This window comes from Gallaecimonas xiamenensis 3-C-1 (assembly GCF_000299915.1).
GTDB classification, from domain to species: domain Bacteria; phylum Pseudomonadota; class Gammaproteobacteria; order Enterobacterales; family Gallaecimonadaceae; genus Gallaecimonas; species Gallaecimonas xiamenensis.
The window spans coordinates 1-15,577 of record NZ_AMRI01000028.1 but is presented as its reverse complement, the minus strand read 5'-3'; the positions used below and the strand labels follow the sequence as shown (position 1 = coordinate 15,577).

Annotated in this window: 13 protein-coding genes, 3 tRNA genes and 1 other RNA gene; 10 read left to right on the top strand and 7 right to left on the bottom strand. The window is 60.3% G+C overall.

The features are described 5' to 3' along the window. Positions 1 to 130: 130 nt before the first annotated feature. Positions 131 to 2,959: a TonB-dependent receptor domain-containing protein gene (locus B3C1_RS16325; RefSeq protein ID WP_008486177.1), complete on the bottom strand. Its 2,829-nt coding sequence runs from the start codon at positions 2,957 to 2,959 to the stop codon at positions 131 to 133. A 287-nt stretch (positions 2,960 to 3,246) separates the two neighbouring features. Between B3C1_RS16325 and dinG the strand changes: the two genes are divergently transcribed. From dinG to B3C1_RS16300, 5 genes are read left to right on the top strand one after another with little or no spacing between them, the layout of a single operon-like run. Next, positions 3,247 to 5,247 (top strand): ATP-dependent DNA helicase DinG, encoded by a 2,001-nt coding sequence (gene dinG, locus B3C1_RS16320; RefSeq protein ID WP_051012943.1) that lies wholly within the window; start codon positions 3,247 to 3,249, stop codon positions 5,245 to 5,247. A gap of 26 nt (positions 5,248 to 5,273) precedes the next feature. Beyond that, entirely contained in the window at positions 5,274 to 6,044 is a 771-nt protein-coding gene (locus tag B3C1_RS16315; RefSeq protein WP_008486175.1) for a TSUP family transporter, read from the top strand. Further along, positions 6,041 to 6,616 (top strand): primosomal replication protein PriC, encoded by a 576-nt coding sequence (gene priC, locus B3C1_RS16310; RefSeq protein ID WP_156804598.1) that lies wholly within the window; start codon positions 6,041 to 6,043, stop codon positions 6,614 to 6,616. Before B3C1_RS16315 ends, priC begins: the two co-directional genes overlap by 4 nt. Next, entirely contained in the window at positions 6,616 to 7,143 is a 528-nt protein-coding gene (locus tag B3C1_RS16305) for a DUF2057 family protein (RefSeq protein WP_008486172.1), read from the top strand. The genes priC and B3C1_RS16305 overlap by 1 nt, the downstream gene beginning before the upstream one ends. Continuing rightward, positions 7,143 to 8,042 (top strand): histone deacetylase family protein, encoded by a 900-nt coding sequence (locus B3C1_RS16300; RefSeq protein ID WP_008486170.1) that lies wholly within the window; start codon positions 7,143 to 7,145, stop codon positions 8,040 to 8,042. The genes B3C1_RS16305 and B3C1_RS16300 overlap by 1 nt, the downstream gene beginning before the upstream one ends. Before the next feature lie 28 nt (positions 8,043 to 8,070). Here B3C1_RS16300 and B3C1_RS16295 read toward each other — a convergent pair whose 3' ends face one another. Both B3C1_RS16295 and ffs read right to left on the bottom strand, forming a co-directional pair. Beyond that, complete coding sequence (locus B3C1_RS16295) at positions 8,071 to 9,159, bottom strand: tryptophan 2,3-dioxygenase family protein (RefSeq protein ID WP_008486169.1); 1,089 nt, start codon at positions 9,157 to 9,159, stop codon at positions 8,071 to 8,073. 74 nt (positions 9,160 to 9,233) lie between these two features. Continuing rightward, positions 9,234 to 9,330: signal recognition particle sRNA small type (gene ffs / locus B3C1_RS19930), an RNA gene on the bottom strand. Between the two features lie 136 nt (positions 9,331 to 9,466). Between ffs and B3C1_RS16290 the strand changes: the two genes are divergently transcribed. The 5 genes from B3C1_RS16290 to B3C1_RS16270 all read left to right on the top strand — a co-directional run bounded on the left by B3C1_RS16290 (position 9,467) and on the right by B3C1_RS16270 (position 13,762). After that, entirely contained in the window at positions 9,467 to 9,892 is a 426-nt protein-coding gene (locus B3C1_RS16290; RefSeq protein ID WP_083858377.1) for a lytic transglycosylase domain-containing protein, read from the top strand. 36 nt (positions 9,893 to 9,928) lie between these two features. After that, positions 9,929 to 10,582 (top strand): RluA family pseudouridine synthase, encoded by a 654-nt coding sequence (locus tag B3C1_RS16285; protein ID WP_008486167.1) that lies wholly within the window; start codon positions 9,929 to 9,931, stop codon positions 10,580 to 10,582. Between the two features lie 56 nt (positions 10,583 to 10,638). Continuing rightward, on the top strand, positions 10,639 to 11,760 hold the full coding sequence (locus B3C1_RS16280; protein ID WP_008486166.1) for a pyridoxal-phosphate-dependent aminotransferase family protein: 1,122 nt from the start codon (positions 10,639 to 10,641) through the stop codon (positions 11,758 to 11,760). Positions 11,761 to 11,885: 125 nt separating this feature from the next. Beyond that, entirely contained in the window at positions 11,886 to 13,289 is a 1,404-nt protein-coding gene (locus B3C1_RS16275; protein WP_008486165.1) for an Ada metal-binding domain-containing protein, read from the top strand. Next, positions 13,286 to 13,762, top strand: coding sequence for a methylated-DNA--[protein]-cysteine S-methyltransferase (locus B3C1_RS16270; RefSeq protein WP_008486164.1), 477 nt, complete (start codon positions 13,286 to 13,288; stop codon positions 13,760 to 13,762). Before B3C1_RS16275 ends, B3C1_RS16270 begins: the two co-directional genes overlap by 4 nt. A gap of 160 nt (positions 13,763 to 13,922) precedes the next feature. On the opposite strand, the gene B3C1_RS16265 is transcribed toward B3C1_RS16270, so the two are convergent. The 4 genes from B3C1_RS16265 to B3C1_RS16250 form a co-directional block, all read right to left on the bottom strand. Next, a tRNA-Ser gene (locus B3C1_RS16265) sits at positions 13,923 to 14,010 on the bottom strand. Between the two features lie 159 nt (positions 14,011 to 14,169). Continuing rightward, a complete protein-coding gene (gene nadA / locus B3C1_RS16260) occupies positions 14,170 to 15,231 on the bottom strand; it encodes a quinolinate synthase NadA (RefSeq protein WP_008486162.1) in 1,062 nt (353 codons plus the stop codon). Between the two features lie 90 nt (positions 15,232 to 15,321). Beyond that, positions 15,322 to 15,397: transfer RNA gene (locus B3C1_RS16255), tRNA-Lys, on the bottom strand. A gap of 76 nt (positions 15,398 to 15,473) precedes the next feature. Then, positions 15,474 to 15,549, bottom strand: a tRNA-Lys gene (locus B3C1_RS16250). Between the last annotated feature and the right edge of the window lie 28 nt (positions 15,550 to 15,577).

The window sequence follows — 15,577 nt, the reverse complement described above, 5'->3', positions numbered from 1 at the left end:
GTGCCTGGGAGGACATCTTTCATGCAACATTTGACGTTAAAGTCAATTTTGTGAGTGGGATCCCATATAAAGAAGAAGGCTGCTCTCGCAGCCTTCTCACTCATACTGAACGTTGGACCAAGTTCAATCGCTAGAACTTCACGTTGACGCCGGCAAAGAAGTAGCGGCCGGTGACATCGTAAGCCTCTGAAGCGGTATTGATGCCGGTAGCACCGTTGAGAGTGCCTTGGGGCAGCAACGGTGGCTTCTTGTCGAAGACGTTGCGAATGCCGACGTTGAAGATAGTCCTGTCGGTCATGGCGTAGCTGCCGTTAAGGTCGTGGTAGAGGAAGGAATCGATGCTGTTGTAGTCGGTCAGGGGTTCGCCATCGCTAAAGTTGAAGTTCTCACCTTCTACGACAGAGTCCACCACGCTATCCCAGTACCTCATGCGCCAGGCGACGGTGAAGGCATCGTAGCTATAGGCCAGATTCAGGTTAGCCCTGTTCTCAGGGTAAAGCACTTCCCCGGCGTAATCGACGGAACTCCCGTCAGCAATGCTGCTGAGGGTCCACTCGAACATATGGTTCCAGATAAGGTCAGCCCGGAAGGAGCCCCCCCACAGGTCCATCACGTAAGACACCTCGGTATCGATACCGCGGGTATCTATCTTGTTCTCGTTGGAAGTACCGGTGTTGACCTCGATAAGGGCGCCGTTGGCGTCACGGATGGCGTTGCCGTTACAATCGGTCGAGAAAGCGCTGGACCCGAAGCAACGTTGCAGCACTGTTCCCCTTGGGGTAACAAAAATGGCATCGTCGATGGCAATGTCATAGTAGTCGACAGTCAGAGAGAGCCCTTCTGCCGCTTGCCAGATAAAGCCAGCACTCCAGGTATCGGCCGTTTCTTCCTTAACCTCGGGATTTCCCCCTACGAAGCCCCCAGTACCTTGTAACTCAGCCTGGGTCAGGGTAAAGGCCCCATCTCGAGCGATACGCGCTGCAATTTCCGGAATGGACCGGCAGTTCTCCGCCACGATGCCGGTTGTAGTGGCGGTCACATCGGCACAGGGGTCAGCGACGGTGGAAAAATCCTCACCCCGGCCAGCGTATAGCTCGGCAATATTGGGAGTACGAACTGCACGCGCGGCGGAGGCGCGCAGTTTCAGGTCATCAATCGGCGAGTATTGGACACCCAGGTTCCAGGTGGTTTGTCCCCCTACCACGCTATGGTCGGAGTAACGGGCTGCCAAGTCGACTTCCAAGCTATCTAGTACCGGCAGCACCAATTCCATGTAGTAGTCTGTGGTGCGGATGGTGCCATCAGTGGGATCCGACTTGTTGGTGGAAGAAGCCCCGGTCTGGGCCAAATCCCCAGGGCTAAAGCTGCCCCGCTCTTCCCGGTATTCGATACCGCCAGCCAAGGACACCAAGCCGCCAGGCAGCTCCAACGGCAACTCCCCGGTGGCTCCAGTGGCCAGCATGAACTGTTCGGCCTTACCACCAGCCTTGGAAGGCACTTTGATGTAGTCAACTGCGGCATCGGTGACGGTTCCGGCACCGAAGAAGTTCAAGGGAACACAGCCTTGCAGACGCGCCAGTTCATTGCGGCACACCAGATTGCCGTTGCCGTCATCGATAACATCCAGCGCCAAGGCGGCTCTTTCGATATTGACCTGGCCACCGTCCTCCTGGTCCTGCTTGGTGCGGCCCCAGGTCATGTAACTGGACCACAGCCAGTTGTCGTCGATGTTGTAGTCAAGGCCTGTTGCTACCCTGATGGTGTCACGCTGCACATCGGTGGACCGCGGCCCAAATTCCACCATACGGCGTACGAAGGCGCCGGCCTGGTTGAGGTTGGTGATCCCTTCAGCCTGCAGCTGCTGGCGCAGCAAGTCGGGGATCAACGGCGAGCTGATGTCCATGCCCCCTGTACCGTTGCGGTCCTTCAACCAAACGTCGTTGATGATGTCCAGGGGCGTGGGTTCAATGGTGGAGTCTTTGGTCTCAGTGGAGTTCCAGTTGAGCTCGGTCCAGGTGGTAACGTCTTCGTTGATGTTCAGATTGATGCCAGCGGCCGCATACTTACGCTCGATGGGCGTTACCAGCTGACGGTAGGCTGCACGGTCAAAGCCGCCGGAGTAAGGAGTCCCGTCCGCATTCAAGGTAATGTTGCCGGTATCAGCGGCATTTCGGAAGGTGACTCGCCCTTGAGGCGGGAAAGACGAGAATAAATCGCCAGGCACTTCCTTGCCGTTGTCATCCAGCAAGATAGCTGTATCATGTCTTGAAAATTTACGATCTGTTGATTTAAGACCGTTGTCCTTGTCATAACCAATTGAAACCCATGCATTACCCCCATTCCAGCTACCACCGGTGGTAATGTTTATCGTGTTTTGCTCCCGATCATTTTCATCGGAAACGCCGGTTTGCAAATCCACTTCCACGCCTTCGAAGTCTTTTCGCGTGATGATATTCACCACCCCCGCTATGGCATCGGAACCATAAATAGCAGAAGAAGCACTTTTTAAAATTTCGATACGTTCAATCAGGGCTGCAGGAATAGCGTTGAGGTCGACGGCGTAGCCGGTGGACGGGTCGACACCCGACACGAAACGACGTCCGTTAACCAATACCAGGGTGCGCTCTTCCCCCAGGTTTCTGAGTTCTGTGGTATTGAGGCCCACTGTAGTAGTGGAAAAGGCGCTGTTGGATTGGTCCGAGCCGGCAATGGCTACTGGTGAGTTATTCAGAATATCTGCAACGTTAATCGCGCCTATTTGTTTGATATCCTGGCGGGAGATCACTGTCACCGGCACGGGCGTTTCAAGATCGGTACGTTTAATACGCGATCCCGTTACCTCGATACGCTCCACCGTATCTTCGTCAGCCGCTTGTGCTTGGGAAATCAAAAGTCCGGAAGAAAGGGCCACCATCAAGGTACTGCTGATGGCCTTATGAAGATTACTTTTGCGATACATGATGTGTTCTCCCTGAAACGGTTTTTTATTAAGTCATTGGCAATAACGCCATGCCTCAATGCAAAATAACCGTAGTTCAGTTCCACAAAATTTCCTCATTTCAAACCATTGGATTAAACATTTTATTGACAAAAATGCGTCAACAATCGAAACAATGAATTTAACAATGCCAGTGCAATCAAATTTCCAGAATGCACGTTAATTAACCATTCATTTTTGTGTCCAAATTAAGTCCCTCTACTTGCACTTGCCTTTGAGGCCATTAGACTGGCTGCACCCTGAGCTGAGTGGCCGTTACCGTGCTGTCCGACAAGACCAAATCCGAGATCCAAGCTCTTTACCGCCGCCTGGGTGAGCAGGACCCCCACTTTCGCCCTCGCAAGGGTCAGCAGCTACTGATAGCGGAAGTGGCCAAGACCCTGGGCGGGGACTATCACCGCCAACAACGGCTGTTGATGGCCGAAGCCGGCACCGGGGTCGGCAAGTCCTTGGGGTATCTCATCGGCGCACTGCCGGTGGCCAGGCACCATAAACGCAAGGTGGTGGTGGCAACGGCAACGGTGGCCCTGCAAGAACAACTCATCAAAAAAGACATCCATCAACTGGTGAAGGCCGGCCTCCAGGTAGAAGCCAGGCTGCTAAAGGGCCGGCAACGCTATTGCTGCCTGCACAAGCTGCGCAGTACCGCTGCTGCTGCCGACCTCTTTGCGGATGTCAGCCTTTACCAAAAGCTGCTGGACAGCTACGCCAGGGGCAAATGGGACGGGGACAGGGACAGCTGGCCCAAGCCCATTGCCAACGAGCAGTGGCGCCATTTGGAAAGCGATCGCCTCAGCTGCAGCGGCCCGGGCCACAAGGATTGCCCCTATGGCAAGGTGCGCACCAACCCCGAGCAGGTGGACCTGTGGGTGGTCAACCACCATGTGCTGCTCACCGACATGGTCCAGGGCGGCGGTACCCTATTGCCCGACCCGGACGATTGTTTCTATATCATCGATGAAGCCCACCACCTGGCAGAAAGTGCCCGCTCCTTTTTGCAAGAGCACAGCCGCTTGTTGGCAGACAAGGACTGGCTGACCAAGCTCCCCGGTTGGCTGGATGAACTCCAGGGCTTGGTGCGAAAAGACAGCCTGGTAGGCCCGGCCATGGTGGTGCAGGACACGGCCCAGGAACTGGCCGGCGGCCAGCAAAGCGTTTACCAGTGGCTTAACCGTCAGCCTTTTGCCCAAGAAGCCCAATACCGTTTTGCCGAAGGCAAACTGCCCGGTTGGCTCAAGGACGTGGCCGAGGACCAAAATGCGGCCGCCCAGAAGCTCAACGGCAAGTTGCAGCAGGTGATCAGCCTTATCGACAGCGACAGTGCCCCCAAACTGCTGGCCTTGCAGGAACAGTTGCTGACCGCCATGGAGGGTGCCGAACGCCTGCAGAAGCTGTGGGGTGCCCTGGCCACCGAGCAGAAGATCCCCTGGGCCAAGTGGCTGGAGCGCACCGACAAGGACCTGGTGCTGTCGGCGGCCCCCATCGAAGTGGCCAGTCAGCTCAAACACAAGCTCTGGGAAAAGTGCGCCGGCGCCGTGTTGGTGTCCGCCACTTTGCAAAGCCACCAGGGTTTTAGCCACGCCGCCCGGGAGCTAGGCCTGGGCTCCCTGGAAGGTTGCCAATATAAGGTACTGCCCTCCCCCTTCGACTACCCGCGCCAAGGCACCCTTATCCTGCCCAAGATGAAAACCGATCCGGGCGACAGTGCCTTTACCGACGAGCTGGCCGAGGTATTGCCACAATGGCTGCCGGGCAACGAGGCCTCTCTGGTGCTCTTTGCCAGCTATTGGCAGATGGAAGCTGTGGTCAAGAAGCTGGAAGGCAAGCTGCCCATGGCGCCTTTGGTGCAGGGCCGTGAAAATCGCCAGGCCATGCTGGAGGCCCACGCCCTTCGCGTTAAAAATGGCCAGGGCTCCATCCTGTTTGGCACCGGCGCCCTGGCCGAAGGGCTGGATCTTAAAGGGGAGCTGCTGACCAACCTCATTATCACCAAGCTGCCCTTTGCGGTGCCGGACGACCCGGTCAGCCAGGCCCAGGCCGAATACGTTGAAGCCAAGGGCGGCAACGCCTTTACCACCCTGGCCCTGCCGCACGTCGCCCGGCGCTTGGTGCAGGCCGCCGGGCGGCTGCTGCGCTCGGAGAGCGACTATGGCAGGATAGTTCTCCTCGACAGGCGTTTGGTCAGCCGACGCTACGGCCGCCAACTGCTGGACGCCCTGCCTCCCTTTACCCGAGAGATCCACCCCTAGCCAGCCCGGCCCCAAGGAGTATCTACGTGACCGACCTGTTGTTGCAGCCCGATGTCTGGCTGTGGTTGCCCCTGGTGGCCTTCGCCGCCGGCTTTATCGACGCCATCGCCGGGGGCGGCGGCCTGCTGACGGTGCCGGCGCTGCTGACAGCAGGGCTGCCGCCCCACCTGGCCCTGGGTACCAATAAGCTGTCCTCTACCTTTGGGTCTTCCGCCGCATCCTGGACCTTTTTCAAAAAGCGCCTGTTCGATCCCCTTCTTTGGAAGACGGCAGCCCTTGGCACCCTCTTTGGCGCCCTGTTCGGCGCCTTGGCTGTGGATCTCCTCAAGGCCGAGTGGCTGGAAAAGGCCCTGCCCCTGGCCATCTTCGGCGCCGCCCTCTACACCCTCTTTATGCCCAAGGTCCAGGAAGGGCGCCGCCACCAGCCCCAGGGGGAGCACCTGCCCTTAAAACAAGGGGTGCAGGGCTTTACCCTGGGCACCTATGACGGCGTCTTTGGCCCCGGCACCGGCGCTTTTTGGACCGTCTCCACCCTGGCGCTCTACAAGCTCGACATACTGCACGCCAGCGGTGTGGCCAGGACCATGAACTTCATCTCCAATGCCACCTCCCTGGTTACCTTCGCCATACTGGGACATATTCATTGGGGCCTGGGGCTGGCCATGGGCGCCGCCTTGATGGTCGGGGCCTTCCTGGGTGCCCACTCCGCCATCCGTTTTGGCGGCAAATTCATCCGTCCCGTGTTCATCACGGTAGTGCTGATCATGGCGGCCAAACTGGCTTGGGAGGCCTGGTGACCCCAGTTGATGCCATCACCCGCCTGCAAGAGGCGGCAGGCCTGTTGCTGGACAGGGCCCGCCAGGTCGATGGCATGCGGGCCAAAGAAGGCCGCCTGGCCCGCCAACCCAACAAGGCGGTGTTCCCACCGGGACTTTTTCGCCAAACCGGCCGCGCCTTTGTGCCTTATGTGCTGGAAATGCAGCAAGGCCTGCAAAGCCTGGCCGAGCAGGCCCAGCAGCTGTCCATTCGCGCTGTCGGCGCCCGCCTCGACGCCTTCGAAAACCAGTTCACCGCCCTTAACAGGGCCATACGCCAGCATGAACTGACCGACGCCACCGGCCCCGCCATAGCCCCGCAGCTCAGGGCGGTGGTGGGCCGCTACCGGCCCTTGTACGACAAGCTCAAGGAATACAAGGAATACGAGCGGCGTCTTGACCAGAAGATCCGTCAGCTAAAAAATGACAGATTCATGACTATGCAACATCAGGCTGAAATACTACGCCAGTACCAACGTCTGGGGCGCTGCCGCCAGGCGATCACCGAACTGGAAGAACGACTGGAAGCCCTGGAGGCTGCCTGGAGGCAATAATGCGTTTGATGTCTTTTGTAGCCCTGTGCACCCTTGGCCTGTCCGCCCAGGCCGCCGAACTGACCCTGGCCGATGCGGTCTATGTCCATCAGCTGGACAACCAGGAAGTGAAAAACTACCTCTGGAACAAGACCGACAAGCTGACCCTGAGCCCCGGCAAACACCAGCTGAAAGTCAGCTATTCGAAGATTTTTGATGACGGCTTCGACTCCCACACCAAGGTCACCGTCGACGAGCACTGGATAACGATTCAGATCCCTGCCGAAGGCCAGTACCAGCTCACCACCCCCGAGCTTATCGATATCGATGCGGCCAAGGCCTGGCAAGAAGCCCCCTCCTTCGTGCTGGAAGGCAGTAAAGGCAAGGCTCTTGCCACCCTGGCACCGCGCCCCGAAGCGCCCCCCAAGGCCCCGGCCGACCCTGCCGCCGCCCAAAGCATGGCCGAGCAGCAGCTCCAGTACTGGTGGAGCCAGGCCGACGACGCCACGCGCCAGCGCTTTAAAGACTGGCTTAACCAACAGCACTGATGCTGCCCCTGGTTTACCACCCCAGTTACAGCTTTCCGCTGCCGGCCAACCACCGTTTTCCGGTAGGTAAATACCTGCGGCTAAAAGAAGGGCTGGCAGAAGACTTGGCAGCCGTTGCCCACCGCTATTTCAGCGCCGAGCCCGATCCCCTCTACCCGGCCCACTGGCACTGCCCTGACTATGTGCAGGGCTTTCTCAGCCAGTCGCTACCGGCCACCATGGCCAGGCGCATCGGCTTTCCCATGAGCGACCAGCTGATTGAGCGCACCCTGGCTGCCAACAAGGGCACCTTGCTGTGCGCCGAACTGGCGCTGGACCATGGCCTGGCCCTGCATCTGTCCGGTGGCTACCATCACGCCCACTACGCCCAGGGCGGCGGCTTTTGCATCTTTAACGACCTGGCCATGGCCGCCCAAACCCTGGTGGACCAAGGCAAGGCGCGCCGGGTACTGGTATTTGACTGCGACGTGCATCAGGGCGACGGCACCGCCACCATGCTGGCCCAGCACCCCGACTGCATCAGTGTGTCTGTCCATGCCCAGCGCAACTACCCGGCCAGAAAGCCCGACTCGGATCTCGACGTGGCCCTGCCAGAGGGCCTGACCGACCAGCCCTATCTGGATGCCGTGACCGACGCCCTGGACTTGGCCCTGCGTTACTACCAGCCGGACCTGGTGCTCTACGATGCCGGCGTGGATATCCATGCCGACGACGAGCTGGGCCATTTCAAGGTCAGCAGCCAGGGGCTTTTGCACCGTGACCGCCTGGTGTTGTCCCGTTGCCTTGCCAAGGATATTCCGGTGGCCGCCGTTATCGGTGGCGGCTACCAGCGGGACCTGCAAGGGGTGGTGAACCTGCATCGGCTGCTGTTTAAAGCTGCCGCCGAACTGGCGCCATAAAAAAAGCGGGCCTTGGCCCGCTTTTTTATCAGTCGCCCCCCAGGCTAAAGCCCAGGCGTTTTTTCACCTTGTCCGGCAATACCGGCAGGGCGTGCTTGGGCAGCAGGTAGGTGGAAATGGCGTAGAGATCGCGAAACAGCCTGTTGGCCTCGGTATTGCGGCGCAGGTAGTCGCTGCCGCTGGACCCGCCGGTACCTATCTTGGATCCCAGCATCCGCTGCACCATCAGCACATGGCGATAGCGCCAGGCGGTAAACAGCTCGTCGATTTCCATCAGGCTGGTCAGCAGTTGGAACGGCAACTGGAACAAGGGCTCGTCCCGGTAGAGGTTGATAAAGAGCGCCGACATCATGGCGTCATGGCTCAGTGACAGCTGCCCCTCGGCCAGCAGCCGCTGGTAATGGCTGTCGTCGAACAGGGCCTGGAAACGGGCCCGGGTGCCGTCCAGCTCGTCCAGCTGGCTGGTCAGGCTGTCTCCTTCGAAGGTCTGGCGGATAATGGCCTCGTCGGAGTCCAGCATATCCTGGGCCCCCCGGCGGTAATGTTCCCAGAAGGCAAAACCCTCGAATTTCAGCAGCGGCAGCCGCGACAGCCAGCGGTCCAGTTGGCAGGTCAAGGTCTCCTGCTGTTCCAGGGCCAGCAGGTAGGTCCTGTCGGCCTCGTTAAGGCGGGAATAAAAGAACTGGCGGTCTGCCTCGGTGCGCTGGGAACGGCGCAGCCCCAGGCGGATCTCCAGCTCCTTGAACTGCACCGACTGAAAGCCCGACGCCGGCACCAGGTAGTCGCGAAATTCGAGAAAATCCTGGGGAGACATGGTTTCCAGCACGCTAATCTGCTCGTTGATGAGCTTTTGAATGACGGTAAAACGCTTGAGGCGGTGCACTATGGTGGCCAGGGCTCTGTCGTCCAGCACCGGGTCCCCCATCAGGGCCATCACCGAACGCAGTTCATGGAGCAGCTGCTTAAACCACAGCTCATAGGCCTGGTGGGTAACGATGAAAAGCATCTCGTCGTGGGCCGGGTGCCCGTGCTTTTCGCTTTCCATGGCTTGGGCGCCAAGGAGCTTGTCCAGTTGCAGGTAGTCGCTGTAGTAGCAGGCGTGAGTATTTTTGCGCATAACCTAAGTGGCCTGTTGTTGTTATCAGGCAGAAGGCTACGTCAGGGAGATCTATAGGGCAAGGAAGGTGGCTCCCTCTCCAGCCGCACCCCGGCACACGAGTCACCTGCTGTGGCTGCTTCCTTCCGGACCTGACCAGGTTCACAGGGTATCGTTGCGAGGGGACCGGAGAGGTCGCCGAGCGTCATTATCCATACCCCCCCCACCGACGGCAAGGCAACCGGGTCCGTTTGCACACAAAAACGGCACTTTCTTCCCTGCTCGGCAAAAGCTACACTTTTTAGCAACATAATTAAGACGCTTGCCCATGGATCTACCACCGCCGTCGCCAGTGCCAGTAGAGGAGCTCAAGCTCTGCGTATCCAAGGCCGCCCTGGATTTCAAGCTGGCCAGCTCCCTGCTCTATGCCATCATCAAGGCCGAAGGGGGCCAAAAGGGCAGTATGAACGCCAACAGCAACGGCACCCTGGACTTGGGGGTGGCCCAGATCAATTCCATCCACCTGCCCGAGATGCAGCGCTTTTACCCGAAGCTTACCCTCACCACCCTGGCCTACGACACCTGCACCAATGTCCATGTGGCGGCCCGGCTCTTTCGCGGCCACCTAGACCAAACCCAGGGGGATATCTGGGAGGCGGTGGGGCGCTATCATTCCAAGACCGAGCACTACAAGGAAAAGTACCAGCAGCGGGTAGCCAGCTACTGGTTGGAATTTTCCAAGGCTAAGCGCTGATGTGCTAAGGTGTCGCCGGTTTTTGTGGAGACCCCGATGCAACCCCTGGTCTATGCCCCCCCTACAGGCCCCCTGGCCATCCTCTATGAAGACGCCCAGCTGCTGGTCGTGGACAAACCCTCAGGCCTGTTGTCGGTGCCTGGGCGTGAAGAGGCCCATAAAGATTCGGTGGTCAGCCGGGTTCGCCAGCGCCACCCCAAGGCCGAAGCGGTGCATCGCCTGGACATGGACACCTCAGGGGTGCTGGTGCTGGCCTTGACCAAGGAAGCAGAGCGGGCCCTCAAAGGCCAGTTCCAGGACCGCCAAACCCACAAGGGTTACCAGGCCCTGATCTGGGGCTGCCCCGAGCCCCTGTCCGGCAAGGTGGAGCTGCCCCTGGTTTGCGACTGGCCCAACAGGCCAAAACAGATGGTGTCGCACGAAGAGGGTAAGCACGCGCTCACTCACTACAAAGTCAGCGAGCGCTTCGAAGATTACAGCCGGGTGGAGATGACTCCCGTCACCGGCCGCTCCCACCAGCTGAGGGTGCACATGCAGGCCCTGGGCTGCCCCATTCTGGGGGACCGCTTCTATGCCGACGGCCAGGCTCTGGCAGCGGCCGACCGGCTGATGCTGCACGCCCACTGGCTGCAATTGGCCCATCCGGTGACAGGCGAAAAACTGCGGTTGGTGGCGCCCCTGCCCTTCTAAGTTGCACTGGCGGGTTTTTCTTCGCACCATGGAGAAAAACCCAACAGAGAACTCTTATGCCCTACCAGTCCTTTATTCCCCCCAGGCGCACCCTGATGGGGCCAGGCCCCTCCGACGTCTACCCCAACGTGCTCTCGGCCCTGAGCCGCCCTACCCTTGGCCACCTGGACCCCTTGTTCATCCAGATGATGGACGAGCTCAAGGCACTGCTCCAATACGCCTTTCAAACCAGCAACCCCATGACCCTGGCCATCTCGGCCCCCGGCAGCGCCGGCATGGAAGCCTGTTTCGTCAACCTGGTGGAGCCGGGTGAGAAGGTGATCGTTTGCCGTAACGGCGTCTTCGGTGGCCGCATGCTGGAGAACGTCAAGCGCCTGGGCGCCGAAGCTGTGGTGGTGGACAGCCCCTGGGGCCGGGCCGTGGAAGTAGACAAGGTAGCTCAGGCTATCAAGGCCCACCCCGACGCCAAGTTCCTGGCCTTTGTCCATGCCGAAACCTCTACCGGCGCCCTGTCCGACGCCAAGGCCCTTTGCGCCCTGGCCCAGGCAGCGGGCATGCTGACCATAGTGGACGCCGTCACCAGCCTGGGCGGGGTGCCGGTCAAGGTGGACGAATGGGGCATCGATGCCATCTATTCGGGCAGCCAAAAGTGCCTGTCCTGCGTGCCGGGCCTGTCCCCGGTCAGTTTCAGCCAAAAGGCCGTCGACAAGATCAAAAGCCGCCAAACCCCGGTGCAAAGCTGGTTCCTGGACCAAAGCCTGGTGATGGGTTACTGGGAAGGCAGCGGTAAGCGCAGCTACCATCATACGGCCCCGGTCAATGCCCTCTACGCCCTGCACGAAGCCCTGGTCCAGCTCCACAACGAGGGGTTGGAGCAAAGCTGGCTGCGCCACAGCCAAATGCACGAGCTGCTGGCCGGCGGCCTGGCCAAGCTGGGCCTTGAGCTTATCGTGCCCGAAGGGGAGCGCCTGCCCCAGCTCAACACGGTGCGTATCCCAGACGGGGTGGACGACGGCGCCGTGCGCGCCCGCCTCCTTAACGACTACAACCTGGAAATAGGCGCCGGCCTTGGCGACCTGGCCGGCAAGGCCTGGCGCATCGGCCTGATGGGCTACGGGGCCCGCCGCGAAAACGTCACCCTTTGCCTGGCCGCCCTGGCCGAGGTGCTGGGTCACTGATCCCAAGGCGCCACCCGGCGCCTTTTTTCTTTCAGGCCCGCCAAGTTACAAGTCCATGTCCGAAAACGGCGAGCTAGCACCGGCTCTGCTGGTTATCATGGACAGCAATTCACAGGAGCCTGCCCATGAAACTGGACCCCAATGCCTGCTACCAGGCCCTAGTCAGCCGCGACAGCCGTTTTGACGGCCGCTTCTATGCGGGTGTCCTCAGTACCGGTATTTATTGCCGCCCGGTCTGCCCGGCTCGCAAGCCCCTGGCCGAAAACTGCCGCTACTTTGCCAATGCCGCCGCCGCCGAGGCCGCCGGTTTTCGCCCCTGCCTCAAATGCCGCCCCGAACTGGCACCGGGCTACGCTTGGAGCGACGCCAGCCAGCGCCTGGCCAAGCGGGCCGAGGAATGTATCCGCGCCGGCGACGAGGCCAACCTTGCAGAGCTGGCTCAGCGCCTAGGGGTAACCGACCGGCACCTGCGCCGGGTCTTTACCCAGCAGTTTGGGGTTTCTCCCGTTGCCTACGCCCAAACCCAGCGGCTGCTGCTGGCCAAAAAGCTGTTGGCCGATACCGCCATGGCCGTTACCGACGTGGCCATGGCCGCCGGTTTTGGCAGTGTGCGGCGCATGAACAGCCTCTTTGCCGAGCGCTATCAATTGTCCCCCAAGCAGCTAAGGGGCCAGCAGCAGCGCCGCCAGGACAGGGCCGAGTTTCGCCTGAGTTACCGCCCGCCCCTGGACTGGCAAGCCTTGCTGAACTTCCTGGCCGCCCGGGCCATTGCCGGGGTCGAGCACATCGCCGGCGGTCAATACTGGCGTACGGTGCGGATAGGCTACCAAGGCCAGGTCCACAAAGGCTGGCTCAGGGCCTGGTTAGGAGATGGGGAAGTGCGGGTCGAGCTGAGCGCTTCCTTGTTAAGGGCGGTGCCGCCCATCTTGGCGGCCCTTCGTCACCTCTTTGACCTGGACGCCGATCCCCAGGAGATAAGCCTGGGCCTGGGCACCTTGCCAGGGGAGGCGGGGCTGCGGGCACCCGGCGCCTTTGACGGCCTGGAAATGGCGGTGCGGGCCATCCTTGGCCAGCAGATCACCGTGACGGCCGCCCGCACCCTGGCCGGGCGCATCGCCGCCCTGGGCGAGTCCTGCCAGGACGCCCCACAGGGTCTTAGCCATTATTTCCCCGATGCCGCCACCCTGGCCGCTTTGGCCCAGTCGCAACTGGGCGAGCTGGGGGTGATACGCAGCCGTAGCGGCGCCATCCTGGCCCTGGCCGGCGCCGTCCAGCAAGGGCTGGACTTGAGCCCTGCCGCCGATATCGACCAGGTTAAGGAGGCCCTGATGGCACTTCCCGGCATAGGGCCCTGGACAGCCAGCTATATCGCCATGCGCGCCCTGCACTGGCCCGACGCCTGGCCGGAAAACGACCACGGCCTCAAGGTTGCCAGCGGCTGTAAAACCCCCAAAGCCCTGGCCGAGGCCATGGCCCCCTACAGCCCCTGGCGCGCCTACGCAACCCATCACCTGTGGAGCACCTTATGAAAAACGTCCTGCCCCTCGAGACGCCCCTGGGTGTCCTGTACCTGGTGGCCGAAGACCAGGCCCTGATCGGCGCCTGGTTTGCCGAGCAAAAGCACTTTCCCGACCAAGACGGCTGGCAGCAAGCCCCCCAAGATCCCCTGCTGCAAGAGGCGGCCCGCCAGGTAGCGGAGTTCTTTGCCGGCCAACGCCAGCAGTTTGCCCTGCCCCTGGCCCCCAAGGGCACATCTTTCCAGCAGCAGGTCTGGCGCCAGCTCCAGGCCATTCCCTTCGGCCAAACCCGCAGCTACGGCGAGCTTGCCGCCGCCATGGGCAGGCCCAGCGCAGTGCGGGCCCTGGCCGCCGCCAATGGCCGCAATCCGTTGTCCATCCTTATCCCCTGCCACAGGGTTATCGGCGCCAACGGCAGCCTCACCGGCTACGCCGGCGGCCTGGAGCGAAAGGCCTTCCTGCTGGACTTGGAACAGCAGCCATAAAAAAGCCCGTCATGGGACGGGCTTTGGCTTCTGATGTGACGTAGCGGGCGGCATTGATGCCACCCTGGCCGGAGTATTCGCATCTTGCCAAGCAAGATGATATCCCCGCCGAACCGCAGAGACGAAGAAGCCCGGTCATAGACCGGGCTTCTTCTTAATATGGCGGTGAGGGGGGGATTCGAACCCCCGATACGTTGCCGTATACACACTTTCCAGGCGTGCTCCTTCAGCCACTCGGACACCTCACCATATTGTTTGCTAAGGGGCTTCGCACTGCGTTTTGCCTCTCAACGGGGCGCTATATTAGGGGCAAGGTGCCAAGGGGTCAACCGCTTTTTCAAGCCTAAGCGTTTGTTCGGCGAGCTTTTGAGCAACACAGCAAAACGCCACCTTGCGGTGGCGTTTTTTCAGGCGTTTCCTTTGACCTTGAGCTTAAGATCTTCGGCAAAATCCAGCATTCGGTTCAAGGGCACCATGGCCTTTTCCGCCAAAGCCGGGTCCACATGAATTTCGTGGGGCTGCAGCTCATCGGCTGTCAGCGACTCATAAATGGCCTTGAGGCCGTTCATGGCCATCCAGGGGCAGTGGGCACAGGAACGGCAGGTGGCGCCCTCCCCTGCGGTGGGAGCCTCCACAAATTCCTTGTCAGGGCACAGCTGCTGCATCTTGTAGAAGATGCCCCGGTCGGTGGCCACAATCAGCCGCTTGTTGGGCAGGGTCTGGGCAGCCTTGATCAGCTGGCTAGTGGAGCCGACCGCGTCGGCCATCTCGACGATGCTGGCCGGTGATTCGGGGTGAACCAGCACGGCGGCGTCGGGATAAAGGGCCTTCATGTCCATCAGCGCCCGGGTCTTGAACTCATCATGGACGATACAGGCACTTTGCCACAGCAGCATGTCGGCGCCGGTTTGCTTGTTGATGTAGCCGCCCAGATGTTTGTCGGGGGCCCAGAGGATCTTTTTTCCCTGGCTGTCCAGGTGCTCGACTATCTCCAGGGCGATGGAAGAGGTCACCACCCAGTCGGCCCGGGCTTTGACGGCAGCCGAGGTGTTGGCATAGACCACCACGGTGTGGTCGGGGTGGGCGTCGCAAAAGGCGCTGAACTGGTCGGCCGGGCAACCCAGATCCAGCGAGCAGGTCGCCTCCAGGGTGGGCATCAGCACGGTTTTTTCCGGGCTGAGGATCTTGGCCGTTTCCCCCATGAACTTCACGCCGGCGACGATCAGGGTCTTGGCCGGGTGGGTCTTGCCGAACCGGGCCATCTCCAAGGAATCGGAGACACAGCCGCCGGTCTCTTCGGCCAGGGCCTGGATCTCGGGGTCGGTGTAGTAATGGGCCACCAGCACGGCGTCACGGGCCTTGAGCAGCGCCTTGATACGCGCCTTGTAATCGGCCTTTTGTTCGTCGCTCAGGGGTTTAGGCTTGGGCGGAAAAGGCAAATCCAGGTTTACCTGGGGGATCTGGGTCATAACCTCGAACCAACTGACTTCTGGGTACCGGGCCATTATACGCCCGGGGACAGATAACAAAAAACCCCGCAGCAGCGGGGTTTCGAATAATGGTGGGTCGTGCAGGATTCGAACCTGCGACCAATTGATTAAAAGTCAACTGCTCTACCAACTGAGCTAACGACCCGAATTATTGTTGTTCTTCGCAAACCAGTGGTTTGCCTTCGCCTGGCAGTGCCGAGCAGGACCTGAGCCCTTAAGGATGGTGGGTCGTGCAGGATTCGAACCTGCGACCAATTGATTAAAAGTCAACTGCTCTACCAACTGAGCTAACGACCCACATTGTTCTTTTTCTTCGCAAACCAGG